Below are 16,922 nucleotides of genomic sequence, written 5' to 3' on the forward strand. Positions count from 1 at the left end.
GTTGAATGATAAAAATGATTTTGGTGATTTACATTTTAAAACGGCCTTGTAGCCCACCTGTATGAATCGCCAAAATCCTTGTATTTGCTAGAAAGTGGTTCTGTTGAATTAAATCGAACAACCCCATCATCATCTTAGCGGTATAAACCTGTTCTAAAGGAATTGCATATTGCTGTTCAAATTGCTGCATAAATTGTAGTAGTTCATCAGTAGTTTTTGCATAACCCCCACAACAATAGGCATCGGTTAATGTCCAATTGGTTTTAGTGGTCCACTGTTGAATATCGTGTTGTAAAAAATTCCCCTTTAATGCAGAAAAACCCACTATCTGTTGTTGATTTGAACTACTTTCAATCAGTCCTGCAATTGTTCCACCAGTTCCAACGGCACAGCAAATGACATCATAATTCTTTCGGTCATCTTCACTCAAAATTTCCTGTGTTCCTTGCAGAGCAAGTGCATTCGTTCCACCTTCTGGAATGATAAAGGCTTGAGAGTATTGCTGCTGTAGTTGTTGTAAATACTCAACATCATGGCGTAGCCGATATTCGGCTCGGCTGACAAAATGCAGTTGCATACCAAAATCTTGTGCTGTTTGTAGGGTAGGATTTAAGTCTTGAGTCGCAAGTTCTTCACCACGAATGATGCCAATACTTTGAAAGCCAAAGCGTTGAGCTGCATAAGCCGTTGCTGCAATATGATTGGAGAATGCACCACCAAACGTTAGTACTTGCGACAAACCTTGTTGTTGTGCAGCGAGGAAGTTGTATTTCAGCTTAAAAAATTTATTGCCCGAAATTTGAGGATGAATCAGATCCAAACGCTTCATGGTTAATTGAACCGAACTGCTAAGCGCTAATGTTTGATAGGGTATGGGAAAAGCAATGTGATCAAACATTTTCGAACAAGGGAAATGAATTTGATCACATTGTAAATGGATTTGATTGAGAATGTCAGTCTTGCATTAAGAGTCAGTATCTACAGAGCTAATCACAGACATACCTGGTCGTAATTTTTCCATGCCTTTTTGATTTGGATCAATCGCAATACGGACAGAAATCCGTTGTACCACTTTAGTGAAATTACCTGTCGCATTGTCAGGTTTCAGTACACTAAATTCTGAACCTGCGGCAGGGGAAATCTGCTCAACATGCCCCGTAAATTTCTGATGATTCATGGCATCAACAGTGAAGTACGCTTTTTGACCAGTTTTCATGTTGGCGATTTGGGTTTCTTTAAAGTTGGCAATCACCCATGTTTGTTTTGGAATCAAATAAAGTAATTGTGTTCCTGCCGCTACATATTGACCTACACGAGGGTTGACCTCACCCAATTGCCCATCGAATGGCGCGACAATAGTACTGTAGTCTTTGGTTGTATTGGCTTGGTCAAGTTGTGCTTGCGCGCTATTGACTTGTGCTTTTAAGCCTGATTGTGCTACTTGTGCCGTTTTTAACGATTCTTGTGCTACTAAAATATTGGCTTCAGCTTGCTTGAGTAAGGCGTGATTATTTTGCACATCTGCTGCTGCTTTATCTTGTTCAGATTTTGAAGCAGCCCCACTATCACCAAGTTGTTGATAGCGTTTTAACTGTGCAACGGATAAGTCATATTGTGCTTTAACCTGATCTAACTTGGCTTGTGCTGCCACAACATCAGCCTGACGTTGAGCAATCGCTTGGGTTTGATTAGCAAGACTGTTTTCAGCCTGCTCAACCCCTGATGCTGCCTGTGTCACTTTCTGGTCATAGGTGGTGGCATCAATATGCATCAACACTTGACCTTGTTTGACTTGATCAAAGTCTTTGACCAACACGTCTTTAACATAGCCATTGATTTGTGAGGACAGAATGGTAGTTTTACCTTTTACATAGCTATTGTCGGTTTGTTCAACGGCTGTATGAAAGGGACCAATGCGCCATGCCCATAAGATAATGGTAATGCCAACTATTAGTACCAATAACATCCACCAGAGGGTCGAGCGTTTGGTTTTAATCAGTTTACTCGTCGGTGGTGGAGGTGGTGGCAATTGTGCGGTAGGCGCTTTTACCACTTGAGTACTCTCATTTTGTTTCACATCTGAAGCGTTATCGCTGTCAGGTTTATCTTGTTCGGACATAATCTTTTCTCAATCTAATACGATGGTACTAACTGGCAGTTTGCAAACTTTTTCGGGTTTTGTATTTATTCCGTGCATACTTGAATAAGCCCCAAAGTAGTAAAATCACTGCAAAAATGCCATTTAATGCAATTACATCGTTATAGGCTCGGACTTGGGCTTCGCGGGTTACTACTTTATTCAGATTCTGCAAGGCTTGGTTGTTTTGCAAAACAGGATCATTGCTGTTGAGCATGGCACTATGTTGATAGGTTTGTAAGCGTTGTGCGACGATGGGGTCGGTAGGGTCGAGACTGCTGTTGATTTCTACTTTATAGTCATAGGTATGGCGTTGCTGATAGGTGTTAAAGAAAGATGAACCGACTAAACCACCAAAGTTTTGCGTTGCTGAAAACAATACAATAAAGGTCACTACATATTGAGGACCACGTTGTAAAGTTCGCATAAAGCCCATGAGCAACAGCGGACCGATAAATACGCCGCCTGCAAAGCTGACTAAAAATTGACTGCGATAGAAGTTGGCAGGGCGAACGTCACTGGTGAGGTGATAATCTAAGGCACAGGCAATTAAAATTAAGATTTCAGCGAGAAATAAATTCAGAATGAGGCGTTCACGGTGAAATGTGAGTGCACTAAAGACTGAGCCTGCAATGGTGCCACAGAAAATAACGACATAGAGTGGGACAAACTGATCGGGTCCCATACCTATGGTTTTTAGAAAATTAACAGCGGCATAACTTTGTTCTGACATTAACAAACGTAAGGCGAAGGCGCTGACCACAAAACTGAGTAAATCGCCCGCTGCTAACCAACGCGTCATGATCAATGGATTAGCACGATAATGTTCGTAAGTAAGACCAAAAACAATCAAACAAAAACCCACAATTAAGGTATAGGCCAACCAAGGACTATCAAACCACCAATGAATTGGACCTTGGGTTAATACAATACACAAACATGCAAAACCAGGAGCGAGCAAAGCAAAAGTGAAGAAGTCCTGCTTTTCAAAAACCTGTAAACGTAAGCTTCGAGGAAGCTTCAAGGCAACCACCATCGCTAAACAACAGATCGCTAAGCCCAGTTCAAAGGTATAGATCACATCCCACTGATTGGCACTCAGCAAGAAAGGGGAAATGATCCATGCTAAGGGTAGACCAAGCTGTTGGAATCCGAATGCTAAATAAATTCCTTTGGCCATATCTGCTTTACCAAAAGCTTGCATGGTGTAATACATACCCAATGAGCTAAGTGGTGCAGCTGCTAAGCCAGCGATGAAACGAACAAACAATGCCATTTCATAGGTTTTGACAAAAATGTGTAAGATCAATACGCCAATAAAAACCAATAGACCAATTTCTGAGAATAGGCGCAAACCATATTGTTGACGGGCTTTAAATAAAATCAGGTTAGAACTGACATTCGCCATCACATAAGCCGCAGGTAACCAAGCAGCTTGAGAAGGGGTTAGACCATATTCACCTTGGAAAATGGGTAAATTCGCAACGATAAAGCCATTACTTAAACTGGCAGCAATACAAATAAACAGCCCAATAAAAAAATAGGCGAAGCGTTTTGGTTTAGCGTGTGCGATTGCTGCGGGCGAGCCGGGTAAGGTTGGACGCTCATCGGCAGACCAATCAGGAGGAGTTTCAAGATAGCGAGGGCTTTTATCCATGTTATTCCTCGAACTAAACTTTAATGCCGTTTAATAATAATTCTATTGCGCGTTGTGCTAAGCGAATTTGATCAGAACGATGATGTCCCTGAAATGAAGATCCTAAAATCGCCGTAATCATGCCAAAATCTTGCGGAGTGAGGTCAGGACGACAGAGTCGATGTTCAATTGCTTGATCAATAAGTGGTTGCAAAGCTTTATCACGTCTTTCATAAATGTTTAGCATGATTGGGTCTTGTCGATCAATAATGCGCCAGTAATCAATCAATACAACCAAATGTGGGAGTTGTTCAATGTGGCCTTCGATTAGACGAATAAAACCATCATTGAGTCCTTGTAAGGCTTGAGCGCGTTGCTCTAAACGAGTCATTGCTTGTTCAAGTAAAGCCAACATCAATGCCTTTCGATCTGCAAAATTACGATAAAAGGTCGCACGACCAACGCCTGCATGATCAATAATGGTTTGTAATGGGACGTGAACACCGTGTGTTCTGAAGACTTCCTCTGCTGCGTTGAGGAGTTCGTCACGATTATGCGCTGCCAATTGCTGACGTTTTGCCATGACTCAAATTCTTGAAAGATCAAATGTGAATTAAACGGACATTTTTGTCCGAAGTAAATCTTAAGCAGCTTATATTTTGTTTAATTTAAGTAAAATACATGTGATATGGTGTTCCGATAAGACTTTATAACGTCAAAATAAGCATCAATTGAGACTAAACACAAAATAAAAGGTGAAGAATGCAGGGCTTTATACAGCGTTTTGCGAGAGGGATTAGACATCGACCATACCTATCCGCAACCTTTAGTTTAGGTCTCGTGATTTATGCAGTTTTGCATTTTTTCACCCATTGGCAGTGGGCAACTTGTTTACAAATAGGCTGGAATATTGCCATTTGGTTATATTTATTCCTGACCTTAAAAATGATGTGGCGCTTAGATGCCGTACATATTTTACAAAGAGCAAAACAACAAGATGCGGGCAAATGGGCCATTCTAAATGTCGTGTTGATTGCGATTGTGATTTGTTTTATTTCGATTGTGGTGCAATTGAGTCATGTCCCAAAAGACCAAACTTTTTTAAAAGGATTTCTAATTTTATTGACCATCGGGACTATTTTTTCAACATGGCTGTTGCTGCATACTTTATTTGCGATTCACTACGCGCATGATTATTATCTTGCCAAAAGTCAGCAAAAGGATCCGGGTTTAGATTTTCCAAAAACTGATCAACCTGATTATCTCGATTTTATTTATTTTAGTTATATTATCGGCACTTCTGCACAAACGGCAGATGTTTCCATTACCAGTTCTGAATTGAGGCATCTGAATATTTTTCATTGTGTCTTGGCTTTTATTTTTAATACCATGATTTTAGCCATCGCTATTAATGTAGCAGCCAGTTTGATTGGATTATAATTGATAACTTATTTTTATTAATTTTATTAAAATTGATTATTTTTTATTTTGGTTAGGATTGGCTATTTTAAATACGTCAACAACTACAAGGATAAGAAATGAATACGCAACATCAAGTGAATCAACAGCAGTATCAAGATAAATCTCAGGTCTATTTAGCCAGTGCGGTGCATGCGCAAGGCATTGAATTTCAGAAAATGCAGCAATTGATTCGGACCAATCAAATAAAAACAGTTTTGGATTTGGGCTGTGGCGGCGGGCATGTGACTTATCAGGTGGCAGCATTGGTTGATGAAGTAGTTGCCTATGATTTAACGCCGTCAATGGTTGAGCTTGTATCGACTCAAGCCAAACAAAGAGGTTTTGAAAACGTGATTGCCCAACAAGGTGCAGCGGAAAAACTACCTTTTATAGATCAACGTTTTGACTGTGTCATCACGCGTTATTCAGCGCATCATTGGCAGAGTGTTGCTCAGGCAATGCATGAAATTTATCGTGTATTAACTCAAGACGGCAAAGTTATTATTGTTGATATTTTAGGAAATTCAAACCCAGCGATTGATAGCTTTTTTCAGACCATTGAAATGATTCGAGATCCGAGTCATGTCAGAAATTATAGTTTGCAGGAATGGATGTATTTCGCGGAATCTACTGGCTTTAAAGTTGAAACCGTTGCAAAGCAACGTTTGGATTTAGATTTCCAAAGTTGGACAGAACGGATGCAAACGCCTGAATATGCCATTACCACCATACGTGATTTACAAAGCAAAGCATCAGAGCAGGTGCAACGATATTATCAAATCAAAGCCGATGGTTCTTTTAGCAGTGAAGTTGCTTATATCGTTTTATCAAAATAAGTTGAATAACCATAGGGCAGTGATCCGCTCTATGGTTATTTTAAAACTTAGTGAAAAACTGCTTCCAAAGCATTTAAGCCAACTTTAGGATCGAGTAAACCATTATAAATCTCTGGAATTTCACGTTCGACACCTAAGAGTTGATAAATGGCAATCATGGCACAACGTACGGAATATTCCACAGTGAAAACCACATCATCTACAAGCTCTACGAATTGACCTAAGAAAGCAAAGTTGACCGCATTTTCTGGAATGACCAATGGGCGATCACCTGCTTTACGACATGCAAATAGGGCAGAAGCATAAGGCATCATTACCGTGGTAATGTCTGTATGTGCCAACACATGATCCAAGATGTCATCGAAACCAAATTGATGAATCAACTCAATTAAAATCTCTTGACCTGTGGCTTCACTCATTGGTTTTTTAATGTAGTCGCCGATATGATCAATTTCAAAACCATAACCCCATAAGGTGAATTTGCCTTCTGGTAAGTCAGCAAAATGCGGTTGAGCTGGAACGACCACAGACAGATGCCAACCAGATTCAAACCAAGTCATCAATGCACCTGTACCGGGTTCATTTCCTGTGTAATCAATAATCCGTTTTAGCAGCACATCATCATGCATGGTGAGCGTAAAGGATTTCCATTTATGCTCATCAATGTTGCCATAGAAGGTCATTGGACGACCAAAATCAGGGGCTTTTTGAGCCAATGTTTCCCACAAACGCCAGCCATGATCTTGTCGATCACGAATCAGCTCAGGAACATCGAATTTATCGCCATAACGTGAATCAGCCGTAATTGAACCTAAAGTAAAGAGCGCAAGATCATGCTCGCCCAGTTGAATTTGTTCAGTGCCTTCTGGAATGTTGACATAAAGTTGGGTTGCCTTACGTTCCTTCGTTTGGGCATCTTCGACAAAGTCCGCATCTGTGACATAACTACCGAAACGAACATCAACGCCTTGTTCCACCAACCAACGTTGTAGGGGGTGAATCATTGAATCATATTGATTGTATTTGGTTCGTTTTACGCCTGCTAAGGTATGGATGCGTGGTAATTCATGAATGAAACGTAAAAAATAACGGCGTAATTCTGCTGCGCTATGCCATTTTTGAAACGCAAAAGTGGTTCGCCACATCCGCCAAAAATTAGTTTGGAAAAATGCATCATCAAAAAATTCATCAATACGGCGACTACCAATACGATCTTCTTTTAATGCTAACAGCCGTAACATTTGAGCACGGTTGAGCGTTGATAATCCCAATTTTTGAGCTTCTGCAATAATATGATTTGAGTCGATCAAACGTGCTTGAGCATTGGTTTTAACTTGTTCGTTAAATTCACGACATTCTTCACGAACAGAAATGTCTGGATTTTCTAAAGACGGGATGCTTGAAAATAAATCCCAAGTACACAAATAAGTCTCATCAGTTAGCATACGCCCACCACGTGTGACCCATGCTTGGTTAGGATTAAGCGGATTATGTCCACCATCCATCGAACCACCAGAAACATTCAACTCTTCTAAAATATGGATATGTTCGGCTGGCACTTTAGCATCACGAATCGCAAAAGCAGCAGCAGCCATACCAGCTATGCCTCCACCTACAATCCAAAGATGTGATTTAGAGCGGTCTAATGTTTTCAGTCTTTTATTTTGCATCTGATGTGCCTCGTTTGTAGTTCTAAAGAAAATTAAAGCCATAATTTTATTATGGGATTGTATGTTTTAAAAATATATGAAAGTTCTGCTAAAAAACGATGATAAATTATTATCAGAAAAAAACTTTAATAGAAAAAATGGATGCACAATAAAATTTTAGTATTCATATGCTATGTTTTAACTGTTTGATATTGAAATTAAATTGAGTTTTTGCTCTATTTTTAGTTTTTTACTAAATATCAAATTGCTTGAAAAATCCTTAAATTTATAAACAGAAATCAAAAAAATTATATCTTCTATTATGGTTTTTTAAGTAAAATAAATAGTTGAAAATTATTCTAATCTTGAGGTCTATCTTGGAATCATTATTGATTTTAGGCTCTATTGCTTTGGCATTAATGTTGGGGGCAATTAGTCCCGGTCCTACATTTATTTATGTTGCCAAAAATTCAATTGCGATTTCACGTAAACATGGCTTATTTACGGCGCTTGGTACAGGCACAGGTGCAGCATTATTTGGTTTGCTTGCAGTGATGGGGTTACAAGCAATTTTGCTGGCTGTGCCTTCTGCCTATATAGCTTTGAAAGTTTTTGGTGGTCTCTATTTACTTTGGCTGGCGTTTAAAATTATTAAACATGCCAAAGAACCCATGGAAGCTGTAAATGGTACAGTCAAGACCATGAGTTATACGCAAGCATTTCGTTTAGGACTGATTACCCAATTAAGTAACCCCAAAATTGCGATTATCCTTGCCAGTATTTTTACCGCGTTATTACCGAAAGAAATCCCAACGTATTTCTATGTGGTATTGCCGATGCTGTGCTTCTTTATTGATGCAGGTTGGTACTCGCTTGTGGCAGTCGCCTTGTCAGCAGAAGGCCCTCGCAAAGTGTATTTAAAATCTAAGGCTATTTTTGATCGTATTGCAGGTGGGGTGATGACCTTGCTGGGATTAAAACTGATCTTTGGGATGAAGTGATACCGTAAAAAAAGCGACTATGAAAGTCGCTTTTTTATTGCCTAGAATCAGCTCATTTGTCTTAATCTTTAAAATGTATAGGAATCCATTGATAGCTTTTTCCATCCGCAGAATAAATATGTCCAATCCCCGGAAATGGTAAATGTGGAGCGGCAATGGTTTGTCCATTTTTAGCAAAATTTGCGAATTGCTTTAAACGCGTTTGTACTGCTTTTTTCGGGTCTATGTCGTATTCAATTGCCGTTTCAGGTTTATCAAATTGCACAGTATGTGAATGTACGATATCTCCAATAAATACCACGTTTTCATCTTTGGTTTTTAGCTCATAGCTAAAATGCCCTGGTGTATGTCCTGCCGTGTTAATGACTTTAAAGCCCTGAATTTCATCACCGAGTTTATAGGTTTTAAAGCGTTGTTTGGCTTGGTAAGGAGCAATGGCTTCCTTGATCTTTTCGACTGTACCTAAGTAATTGGCTTGTTTCTCTTTTGGTAATTTTGCCGCTTGTTTGGGATCTAACCAATATGTTGCTTCATCATTAGATACATAGACTGTCGCATTAGGAAAATTGGCAATGCCATCTTTACTGATACCACAGACATGATCGGGATGTAAATGTGTGAGTAGAATGGTATCGACTTGTTCTGGTTGATAGCCTGATGCTTTTAGGTTGGTTAATACTGAACCTAGATGTGAGCCGAAACAACTGGCTGCACCGCTATCCACTAATACCAGAGATTTTCCTGTATTGACGAGGAAGGCATTGATAGAGGTTTGTACGCCTTTATCTTGATCTGCATAGTATTTCTTCAAAATTTGTTGCACTTGTTGTTGAGAAATATCTTTAAATAAGTTTGGCGACATAAAGTTGGTGCCATCAAGCAAGGCAGTGATTTGTACGTCATCTGCTTGATATTGGTAGTAGCCTGCAACCTGTTTTTGTTGTTCAATGATCGGCAGAGTTTTGCTTGTTTCTGCATGGCTCAGTAAAGGAAAGTACGAACTTAATAAAGCCAAAGCAATTATTCTTTTCATTTATAAATATTCTCAAATTTAGTTGAATTGTCTACTTTTTAGCACGGATAACTATTCTTTAAAAGGAAATAATCAAGTTAAAAGAAATCACCTCGTCTTTGATTGTGTTCTTGAATAAGAGGTTTCATCTGTACATAAGGTAAAATACATTTTTATCTAGTTTTAGGGAGTCTATTTGATTCAAAATATTAATCCTTATCTCAATTTTCTCCATTCAATAACAGCGCAAATAATAGTAATTGGCAGAATGAAAATAAATTGTAGATATAAAAAAATCAGTAACCATTCATGAGAAAATTGAGACAGTATTAATAAAAGAGGTATCCATAAAAAACTAGTAAAACAACCATAAGCGATAATTTGGTATAAATTTGCATTCGCTAACTTATTTTTGAATATATGTAAAAATAACTCACCTGTGATATACGCAGGAATATAGCCAATAACATAACCAATTATAATGGCAATCAACATCAAGAAAAACATAGGGATAATCACACTTGGCGTGATTAAACCTTGTAAGAATTTTGCAGGGTGATCTAAAAAAAATAATATATGAAAACTGATGACAATGATAAAAGTTCCAATCATTGGGCCGAAACGAGTAAATGCTGTAGTTGAGAATTTATTTTTATTCATTTATGAAATTTAGTTTAATTTATTTCAAAATAACATAAAAGGACTTCTTACGAAGCCCTTTATATTTTTATTGACTAAGAAACTTTATCACCAGCTTTAGCACCCGATTCAGGTGAAATCACCCAAACACCTTCGCCATTACCAGCGGCAAGTACCATACCGTTAGAAATACCAAAACGCATTTTACGAGGTGCAAGGTTCGCAACCATCACCACTAATTTACCTTTTAAATCTTCTGGCTGATAAAACTCACGAATACCACTAAACACATTACGCGGTTCAGCTTCACCTACATTTAAAGTTAATTGAAGCAATTTATCCGAACCTTCGACCGTTGCAGCTTCTAAAACTTCAGCTACACGGAGGTCAACTTTCATAAAGTCTTCAATACCAATGATCTCAGCTTCACCAACTTTAGGCTCAGGCTTTTTCTCGGCTTTCTTCTCTTTTTTCTTTTCCACTTTTGGCGCTTCTGCCGCCGCAGCTAAAGAGTCTTTCGATGCATCTACCATTGCTGCAACTGCTTTAGGATCAACACGCTGCATAAGCGGTTGGAATTGAGCAATGTCGTGTGCAACTAAGATTTGTTGACGTGATGCAAAGTCAAAGCTTTCAAGTTGTAAGAAAGACTGAACTTGAGTCGCAAGCGTTGGAAGCACTGGAGCCAAGTAAATCGCAAGCTGACGGAATAAGTTAATACCGACTGAGCAAACATCATGGACTTGTTGTTCTTGATCTTCTTGCTTCGCAAGTGCCCACGGTTTTTTCTCATCAATATATTGATTCGCTTTGTCCGCAAGTGCCATGATTTCACGAACAGCCGCAGAGAATTCACGTGCTTCATAGGCTTGAGCAATTGAATCACCCGTATTAATAAAGCTTTGCACCAGTTCAGGCTCAGCACAAGTGCTGGAAAGCGTATTATTGAAATTGCTGTTAATGAATTTTGCACAACGGCTGGCAATATTGACCACTTTACCGACAAGGTCAGAATTCACTTTCTGTACGAAGTCATCCAAATTCAAATCTGAATCTTCAACTTTGTCTGAAAGCTTAGAAGCAAAGTAATAGCGTAAATATTCAGGATTCAAATGCTCTAAATAAGTTTCAGCTTTGATGAATGTACCGCGAGATTTTGACATCTTCTGACCGTTCACCGTTAAGAAACCATTTACGAACAAACCTGATGGGGTACGGTAGTTCGCACCTTCAAGCATTGCAGGCCAGAACAGCGCATGGAAGTAAACGATGTCTTTACCAATGAAGTGATAAATTTCTTTATCGCTGTCTTTTTTCCAGAAGTCATCAAAGCTCAAATCAGGACGTTTGGTTTTGATGTAGTTTTCAAAACTCGACATATAACCAATCGGTGCATCGACCCAAACATAGAAATATTTGTTTGGTGCATCTGGAATTTCAAAACCGAAATAAGGTGCATCACGCGAAATATCCCAATCGGATAAACCTGCTTCAAACCATTCATCTAGCTTGTTGGCAATCGAAACAGGTAAACGACCTTGATCACGTGTCCATTTTTGTAGGTATTCTGAGAAATTCGGAAGTTTAAAGAAATAGTGATCTGACGATTTCTCAACAGGAGTCGCACCACTCAAAGTTGAGCGTGGATTCAATAATTCAGTTGCATTGTACGTTGTACCGCATACTTCGCAGGCATCGCCGTATTGATCTTCTGATTTACATTTTGGGCATGTACCTTTAATGAAACGGTCAGACAGGAACATACCTTTTTCAGGATCAAAAAGCTGATTTACAGGGCGAATTGCGATATTGCCTGCTTCACGGTTTTTAATATAAATTTCTTCTGAACGCGCTTTGTTCTCATCACTATTGGTTGAATCATAGTGATCGAAATGCACCCCAAAACCATCAAAATCACGAATGTGTTCTTTCTGAACATTGGCAATTTGTGCTTCAGGGCTAATGCCATTGGCTTCGGCACGTAACATGATCGCTGTACCATGAGCATCATCCGCACATACGTAAGTCACGTCATGACCCATTGCACGCATCGCACGAACCCAAATATCTGCTTGGATATAACCGAGTAAGTGACCCATATGGATAGGACCATTGGCATAAGGAAGGGCATTGGTGACTAAAATTTTACGCACGGATATTGTTCTCTCATTCGTATTTGCAAGGCAGATGATTTTACATGACTTAAGAGCGACTTGCACAAGGGAATCGGTGAAATCTTTTTAGCCTGATGGAGAATCATTATTTTCAAACTTCATACAAGCTTCACTTTGGCTTCAACCAAAACACATTTCTTTTATTGAAAATAAGCACAATCTCAAAAATAGAGGAATAGAAATGAGGTCTTGGTCTTTAGTCTGTGCATCACTCTCAGCCAGTTTAGTTTCTGTTTTTAGTTTTGTGATTCCATTTTGTTTATTCTTAAATTATCGACAGAATCATCTTATTCATGTGGTCAGTGATAGGATGGAAGTCATGATGTATCTGACCCCAATCCTTCTCATTTTGGCTTTTATCTTTTATTTGATTGTTTTTGCAGTATTGAAACTGCCCACTCAGATTTTTGATTTATACCAGTTTTTAAAAATAAGTTTTGTGATCTTAATTGCTTGGACATTACTGGTCTCAATGATTCTGTTTGAAGATCAAGTGAACCAGATTGATTTCTCAGCTTTAAAGATCGGTATTTTGATGTATTTCGTAATGCTACTGACTCTGGCATTAGGCTGTATGAGCGCGAATGTTTGCTATCTCGTGATGAGGAAAAAGATTAATGACAAAAAATTATTGTGGTGAAACTTTAATTTTTGAACGTTGGTTTCTACGCTCAATTATTTCAGGGGTTGTTGCAACAGCGAGTATAATCATCTTAGTTTGGTGTTTTTTAATGTATGAACAGATATTTTCATCTCAAGATATTTCTAATGGTGTGCTAAGAGGCGTTGCAACTATCATTATGTTTTCTCCAATTTTAATTGGATGCCTTAGTTTTATTTATTTGATTTGTTACTACTTTTTACCTCAACCTAAAAAGATAATCGATATATCTCAACTGCTCAGAGGCTTAGGGCTCATATTGGTTGGTTATATTGTGAGCTTTATGATCGTTCTCGGGGAGAAAAGTTTTCAATTTGAACTATTTATCACTTTAATTTTTGCATATGTTTTTATGTTAGTTCCATTGTTGTTGGGATTTATTGCAGCCAATGGTTTTGAGAAATTAAAGCGCAGTTAAGTTGTTTTATTAAAAAAGTATGCATCCCAAAGGATTACATACTTTGCATTTGCTTAACGGTAACACTTTGCTTAGAGTCCTTTCTTAAAGAGATGATTTTCCCTTTAGATAAGAAATGGATGTGATAGCTTTTTAAACTATTGGTTTTTGGATCAACTGTAATTTCGGCAAAGAGTGGCGTTTGCCAAAGTTCATCACTTCCTAAAGTACCTAACCAAGCCTGAGCTTTAATTACAGCGGTAAATTCATCTTTAACTTGTAGATCGCTAATACTTAATTCACTGCACCAATGAACGGTCTTTGGGAATTCAACTTTTGAAAATTTCCAACAAATTGAAAGTGCCAAACTTGTTGCGATTCCAGCATAATCGTTGCTTTCATTATGAATGACAGGAAGTAATTGCTCTGCTAAATCACCTTCAAAAGAATCAATCATGTTTTGGATTCTTTTCTTGCTTGAAAGGATATAGTTCAAACGTTTTTGTTGGGCTTGAAGTTCATTTTGGATGTCTAAGAGTTCATTTTCATTCATATATAAAGCTTTATAAACAAGGTATAGATTCTGATAGCGCAAAAGTATATCTGATCTATTTCTGTATATTGTGAATAGTTTTTAATGAATGACTAATGGTTTTAAAAGTGATCGAAACAGCAAGACTGATTTTAAGACAGTGGCAGCCCGAGGACTATGCATCTTTTGCTCAGATGAGTAAAAATCCTCAAGTGATGCAATATTTTCCTAAATTATTGACCCGCACCGAAAGTGACGCTTTTATTAATAAAGTTAGAGCGATCATTGAGTTACAGAGTTGGGGCTTTTGGGCAGTTGAATTAAAGTCAAACCATCAATTTATTGGTTTTGTTGGCATACATTCGCAACCGACACAGTTTTCATTTTCTCCTTGCATTGAAATTGGATGGCGTTTAGATCAGGCTTATTGGGGGAAGGGATATGCAACTGAAGCTGCTCAATCAGTATTGGACTTTGCCTTTAGAGAATTAAACTTTGAAAAGATTGTATCTTTTACAAGCTTGGAAAATTTAAGGTCACAAATGCTGATGCAAAAGTTAGGCATGATCAAAGTGGGGGAATTTCAACATCCTGCTTTGGTAAAAGATCATCCACTCAGTTGGCATGTATTGTATGAAATTCATCAGTCAGATTGGATTAAGTAAACCATTTGTTATTTATTTATATAGTTTTTATATCTGAAAATTCAAATGGTTATTCATAAGCAATAAATTGAATCATCCTGTATCCCATTTGTTTCAATTTGCAGCAATTCCTCTAAATATCCGCAGAATCTTGTATAACTATAACTGAAAGCAACAGTAATTTATTACGATATAACAAGAGGAACAAGACATGAGTAATGACAAAATTGATCAGTTAAAAGAGTTCGCATCAAAAGACTTGGAGCAAACTAAAACAGATTTACAGCAAGCCAAAGATAAAGTCAGTGAACTTGGAAATGACATCAAGCAAAAAGGTCAGGAAACTGTCGAAGACGTTAAAAACTTTGCAGCTAAAGATCTCGATCAAACTAAAGCTGATTTGCAACAAGCAAAAGATAAAGCTAATGAGTTGAAGCAAAAGGGTGAGCAAGCTTTAGATGATTTAAAAACAAATGCAACGGATCAGTATGGTGAGGGTAAAGCTGCTTTATCTGCTAAAGCAGATGAGTTGAAAGAAAAATTGGCAGATACTCAGCATGCAGCCAAAGAGAAATTAGATCATTTAAAAGAAGAAGCAAGCCATAAGTTAGAAGATGCCAAAGCAAAAGCTGCTGAACTAAAAGATGAAGCTGCTGCTAAGTTTGAAGATCTAAAAGCTCAAGCGAGCCATAAACTGGATGATTTAAAGAAAGCTGCAACAGATACACTAAATAAATTCAAAGGTTAATCTTTTGATGACTATTTAAGATTCACGCTTATACTCAGAGAGGAAAACACGTTCATAAAAAATGAGCAATTATCTTCTCTGATGTGAGCGTCCAATCTTCAATACTGCTAAACTAGCCAAACTCAGTGATATATTGATCATCTGTTTTTGGAGTAAACAAAATGTCGTGGCTTTCTTCCTTAAAATCTGTTTTTTCACCAGCACAAGAAGTGAAGGAAGATGAAATTCAAGCTGTTTTACAAAATTATGTGCTGCCACATTCTGAAAATGCATTAAAAGATCGTATCAGCCAAGTGAATGTACAAGGTCGAATTTTACAACTCACGATTAATACTTTTCCTCAAGAAAAAGATCACTTACAACAGATTCACGACGAACTCGCTGAAGCTCTAGAAAAATGCGGTATCCAAGAGTTAAATTTACATGTTATTCAACAAAAACATGCAGCGCATGGTGAAGCAGGTCATAGCTGCTCATCAAAGCCAAAAGCAGAAAATAGCAATTTACCACCTGTAATGGATGCTTCACCTAAAGCGGAAGTCGATCCCAATAATCCACCGATTCAAAAAGCTGCACCGCAACAACGCGATGTGGCAGCACATCCACGTATTCAAAATGTAATATTGGTATCGTCAGGAAAAGGTGGGGTCGGTAAATCAACCACCACAGTGAATCTGGCGCTTGCATTGCAACAACTCGGTCTAAAAGTCGGTGTTTTGGATGCAGATATCTATGGTCCAAGTATTCCAACCATGTTGGGGAATGCGGGACGTACTCCACAAATTGAAAATGAAAATTTTGTGCCTTTAGATGCGTACGGCATGGCTGTGCTTTCAATTGGACATTTGATTGGTGCGCACAATACCCCTGTGGCTTGGCGTGGTCCTAAAGCGACTGGTGCATTGATGCAACTTTTTAACCAAACACTTTGGCCAGATTTAGATGTGTTAGTGATTGATATGCCACCTGGTACTGGTGATATTCAATTGACTTTGGCACAACGTATTCCTGTAACAGGCGCGGTGATTGTCACTACTCCTCAAAATGTTGCACTTATGGATGCGGTAAAAGGAATTGAACTCTTTAACAGAGTAAATATTCCTGTACTCGGTGTTATTGAAAATATGTCGACACATATTTGCTCTAATTGCGGACATGAAGAACAGATCTTTGGAATAGGCGGAGGAGATCAATTGTCTGAGCAATATGATATTCCTTTATTAGGACGTTTACCTTTAGACGCAAAAATTCGTGAACATGCAGATAATGGTAAACCAAGTGTGATTGCTCAGGATGCAGCGGCAGAGAGCTACCTCAATATCGCACAAGCTGTATTAAAACAAATGAATAAATTGCCAAAACGTCAGCGTGATGAAAATCGTATTTTCTAAATTT

The 16,922-nt window shown here is 38.3% G+C and carries 17 protein-coding genes; 8 read left to right on the forward strand and 9 right to left on the reverse strand.

From position 1 onward, the window contains the following. Window positions 1-28: 28 nt before the first annotated feature. From AAV96_RS16270 to AAV96_RS16285, 4 genes are all read right to left on the reverse strand, one after another. A complete protein-coding gene (locus tag AAV96_RS16270; RefSeq protein WP_046740059.1) occupies window positions 29-898 on the reverse strand; it encodes a 1-aminocyclopropane-1-carboxylate deaminase/D-cysteine desulfhydrase in 870 nt (289 codons plus the stop codon). A 66-nt stretch (window positions 899-964) separates the two neighbouring features. Continuing rightward, complete coding sequence (locus AAV96_RS16275) at window positions 965-2,122, reverse strand: HlyD family secretion protein (protein WP_413772451.1); 1,158 nt, start codon at window positions 2,120-2,122, stop codon at window positions 965-967. A 25-nt stretch (window positions 2,123-2,147) separates the two neighbouring features. Further along, window positions 2,148-3,794, reverse strand: a complete 1,647-nt coding sequence (locus AAV96_RS16280) for an MFS transporter (protein WP_046740061.1) — start codon at window positions 3,792-3,794, stop codon at window positions 2,148-2,150. A 13-nt stretch (window positions 3,795-3,807) separates the two neighbouring features. Continuing rightward, complete coding sequence (locus tag AAV96_RS16285) at window positions 3,808-4,356, reverse strand: TetR/AcrR family transcriptional regulator (RefSeq protein WP_046740062.1); 549 nt, start codon at window positions 4,354-4,356, stop codon at window positions 3,808-3,810. A gap of 179 nt (window positions 4,357-4,535) precedes the next feature. Between AAV96_RS16285 and AAV96_RS16290 the strand changes: the two genes are divergently transcribed. After that, on the forward strand, window positions 4,536-5,213 hold the full coding sequence (locus tag AAV96_RS16290) for a DUF1345 domain-containing protein (protein ID WP_046740063.1): 678 nt from the start codon (window positions 4,536-4,538) through the stop codon (window positions 5,211-5,213). A gap of 98 nt (window positions 5,214-5,311) precedes the next feature. Further along, window positions 5,312-6,070, forward strand: a complete 759-nt coding sequence (locus tag AAV96_RS16295) for a class I SAM-dependent methyltransferase (RefSeq protein ID WP_046740064.1) — start codon at window positions 5,312-5,314, stop codon at window positions 6,068-6,070. 47 nt (window positions 6,071-6,117) lie between these two features. Here AAV96_RS16295 and AAV96_RS16300 read toward each other — a convergent pair whose 3' ends face one another. Beyond that, window positions 6,118-7,740: an oleate hydratase gene (locus AAV96_RS16300; RefSeq protein WP_046740065.1), complete on the reverse strand. Its 1,623-nt coding sequence runs from the start codon at window positions 7,738-7,740 to the stop codon at window positions 6,118-6,120. Between the two features lie 356 nt (window positions 7,741-8,096). Between AAV96_RS16300 and AAV96_RS16305 the strand changes: the two genes are divergently transcribed. Next, complete coding sequence (locus AAV96_RS16305; protein WP_046740066.1) at window positions 8,097-8,720, forward strand: LysE family translocator; 624 nt, start codon at window positions 8,097-8,099, stop codon at window positions 8,718-8,720. A gap of 61 nt (window positions 8,721-8,781) precedes the next feature. Here the strand turns inward: AAV96_RS16305 and AAV96_RS16310 are convergent, their stop codons facing one another. The 3 genes from AAV96_RS16310 to metG form a co-directional block, all read right to left on the reverse strand. Next, window positions 8,782-9,753 carry an MBL fold metallo-hydrolase gene (locus tag AAV96_RS16310; protein WP_046740067.1) on the reverse strand — a complete coding sequence of 324 codons (972 nt, stop codon included), beginning with the start codon at window positions 9,751-9,753 and terminating at the stop codon, window positions 8,782-8,784. A gap of 195 nt (window positions 9,754-9,948) precedes the next feature. Beyond that, the gene (locus AAV96_RS16315; RefSeq protein ID WP_046740068.1) at window positions 9,949-10,392 is read right to left on the reverse strand and encodes a hypothetical protein; all 444 of its coding nucleotides are present in this window, start codon (window positions 10,390-10,392) and stop codon (window positions 9,949-9,951) included. A 74-nt stretch (window positions 10,393-10,466) separates the two neighbouring features. After that, entirely contained in the window at window positions 10,467-12,524 is a 2,058-nt protein-coding gene (gene metG / locus AAV96_RS16320; protein WP_046740069.1) for a methionine--tRNA ligase, read from the reverse strand. Between the two features lie 202 nt (window positions 12,525-12,726). Between metG and AAV96_RS16325 the strand changes: the two genes are divergently transcribed. Both AAV96_RS16325 and AAV96_RS16330 read left to right on the forward strand, forming a co-directional pair. After that, window positions 12,727-13,185 carry a hypothetical protein gene (locus AAV96_RS16325; RefSeq protein ID WP_046740070.1) on the forward strand — a complete coding sequence of 153 codons (459 nt, stop codon included), beginning with the start codon at window positions 12,727-12,729 and terminating at the stop codon, window positions 13,183-13,185. Further along, window positions 13,163-13,624 (forward strand): hypothetical protein, encoded by a 462-nt coding sequence (locus tag AAV96_RS16330; protein ID WP_004663695.1) that lies wholly within the window; start codon window positions 13,163-13,165, stop codon window positions 13,622-13,624. The genes AAV96_RS16325 and AAV96_RS16330 overlap by 23 nt, the downstream gene beginning before the upstream one ends. A 34-nt stretch (window positions 13,625-13,658) precedes the next feature. On the opposite strand, the gene AAV96_RS16335 is transcribed toward AAV96_RS16330, so the two are convergent. Next, window positions 13,659-14,156, reverse strand: a complete 498-nt coding sequence (locus AAV96_RS16335) for a hypothetical protein (protein ID WP_046740071.1) — start codon at window positions 14,154-14,156, stop codon at window positions 13,659-13,661. A 107-nt stretch (window positions 14,157-14,263) separates the two neighbouring features. On the opposite strand from AAV96_RS16335, the gene AAV96_RS16340 reads away from it, so the two are divergent. From AAV96_RS16340 to apbC, 3 genes are all read left to right on the forward strand, one after another. Further along, window positions 14,264-14,800 carry a GNAT family N-acetyltransferase gene (locus AAV96_RS16340; protein ID WP_171249175.1) on the forward strand — a complete coding sequence of 179 codons (537 nt, stop codon included), beginning with the start codon at window positions 14,264-14,266 and terminating at the stop codon, window positions 14,798-14,800. Between the two features lie 190 nt (window positions 14,801-14,990). After that, the gene (locus tag AAV96_RS16345) at window positions 14,991-15,527 is read left to right on the forward strand and encodes a hypothetical protein (protein ID WP_046740073.1); all 537 of its coding nucleotides are present in this window, start codon (window positions 14,991-14,993) and stop codon (window positions 15,525-15,527) included. A 161-nt stretch (window positions 15,528-15,688) separates the two neighbouring features. Further along, window positions 15,689-16,918, forward strand: a complete 1,230-nt coding sequence (gene apbC, locus AAV96_RS16350) for an iron-sulfur cluster carrier protein ApbC (protein WP_046740074.1) — start codon at window positions 15,689-15,691, stop codon at window positions 16,916-16,918. Window positions 16,919-16,922: the final 4 nt, after the last annotated feature.

Source organism: Acinetobacter sp. AG1, from assembly GCF_001005525.1.
Lineage (GTDB): Bacteria > Pseudomonadota > Gammaproteobacteria > Pseudomonadales > Moraxellaceae > Acinetobacter > Acinetobacter modestus.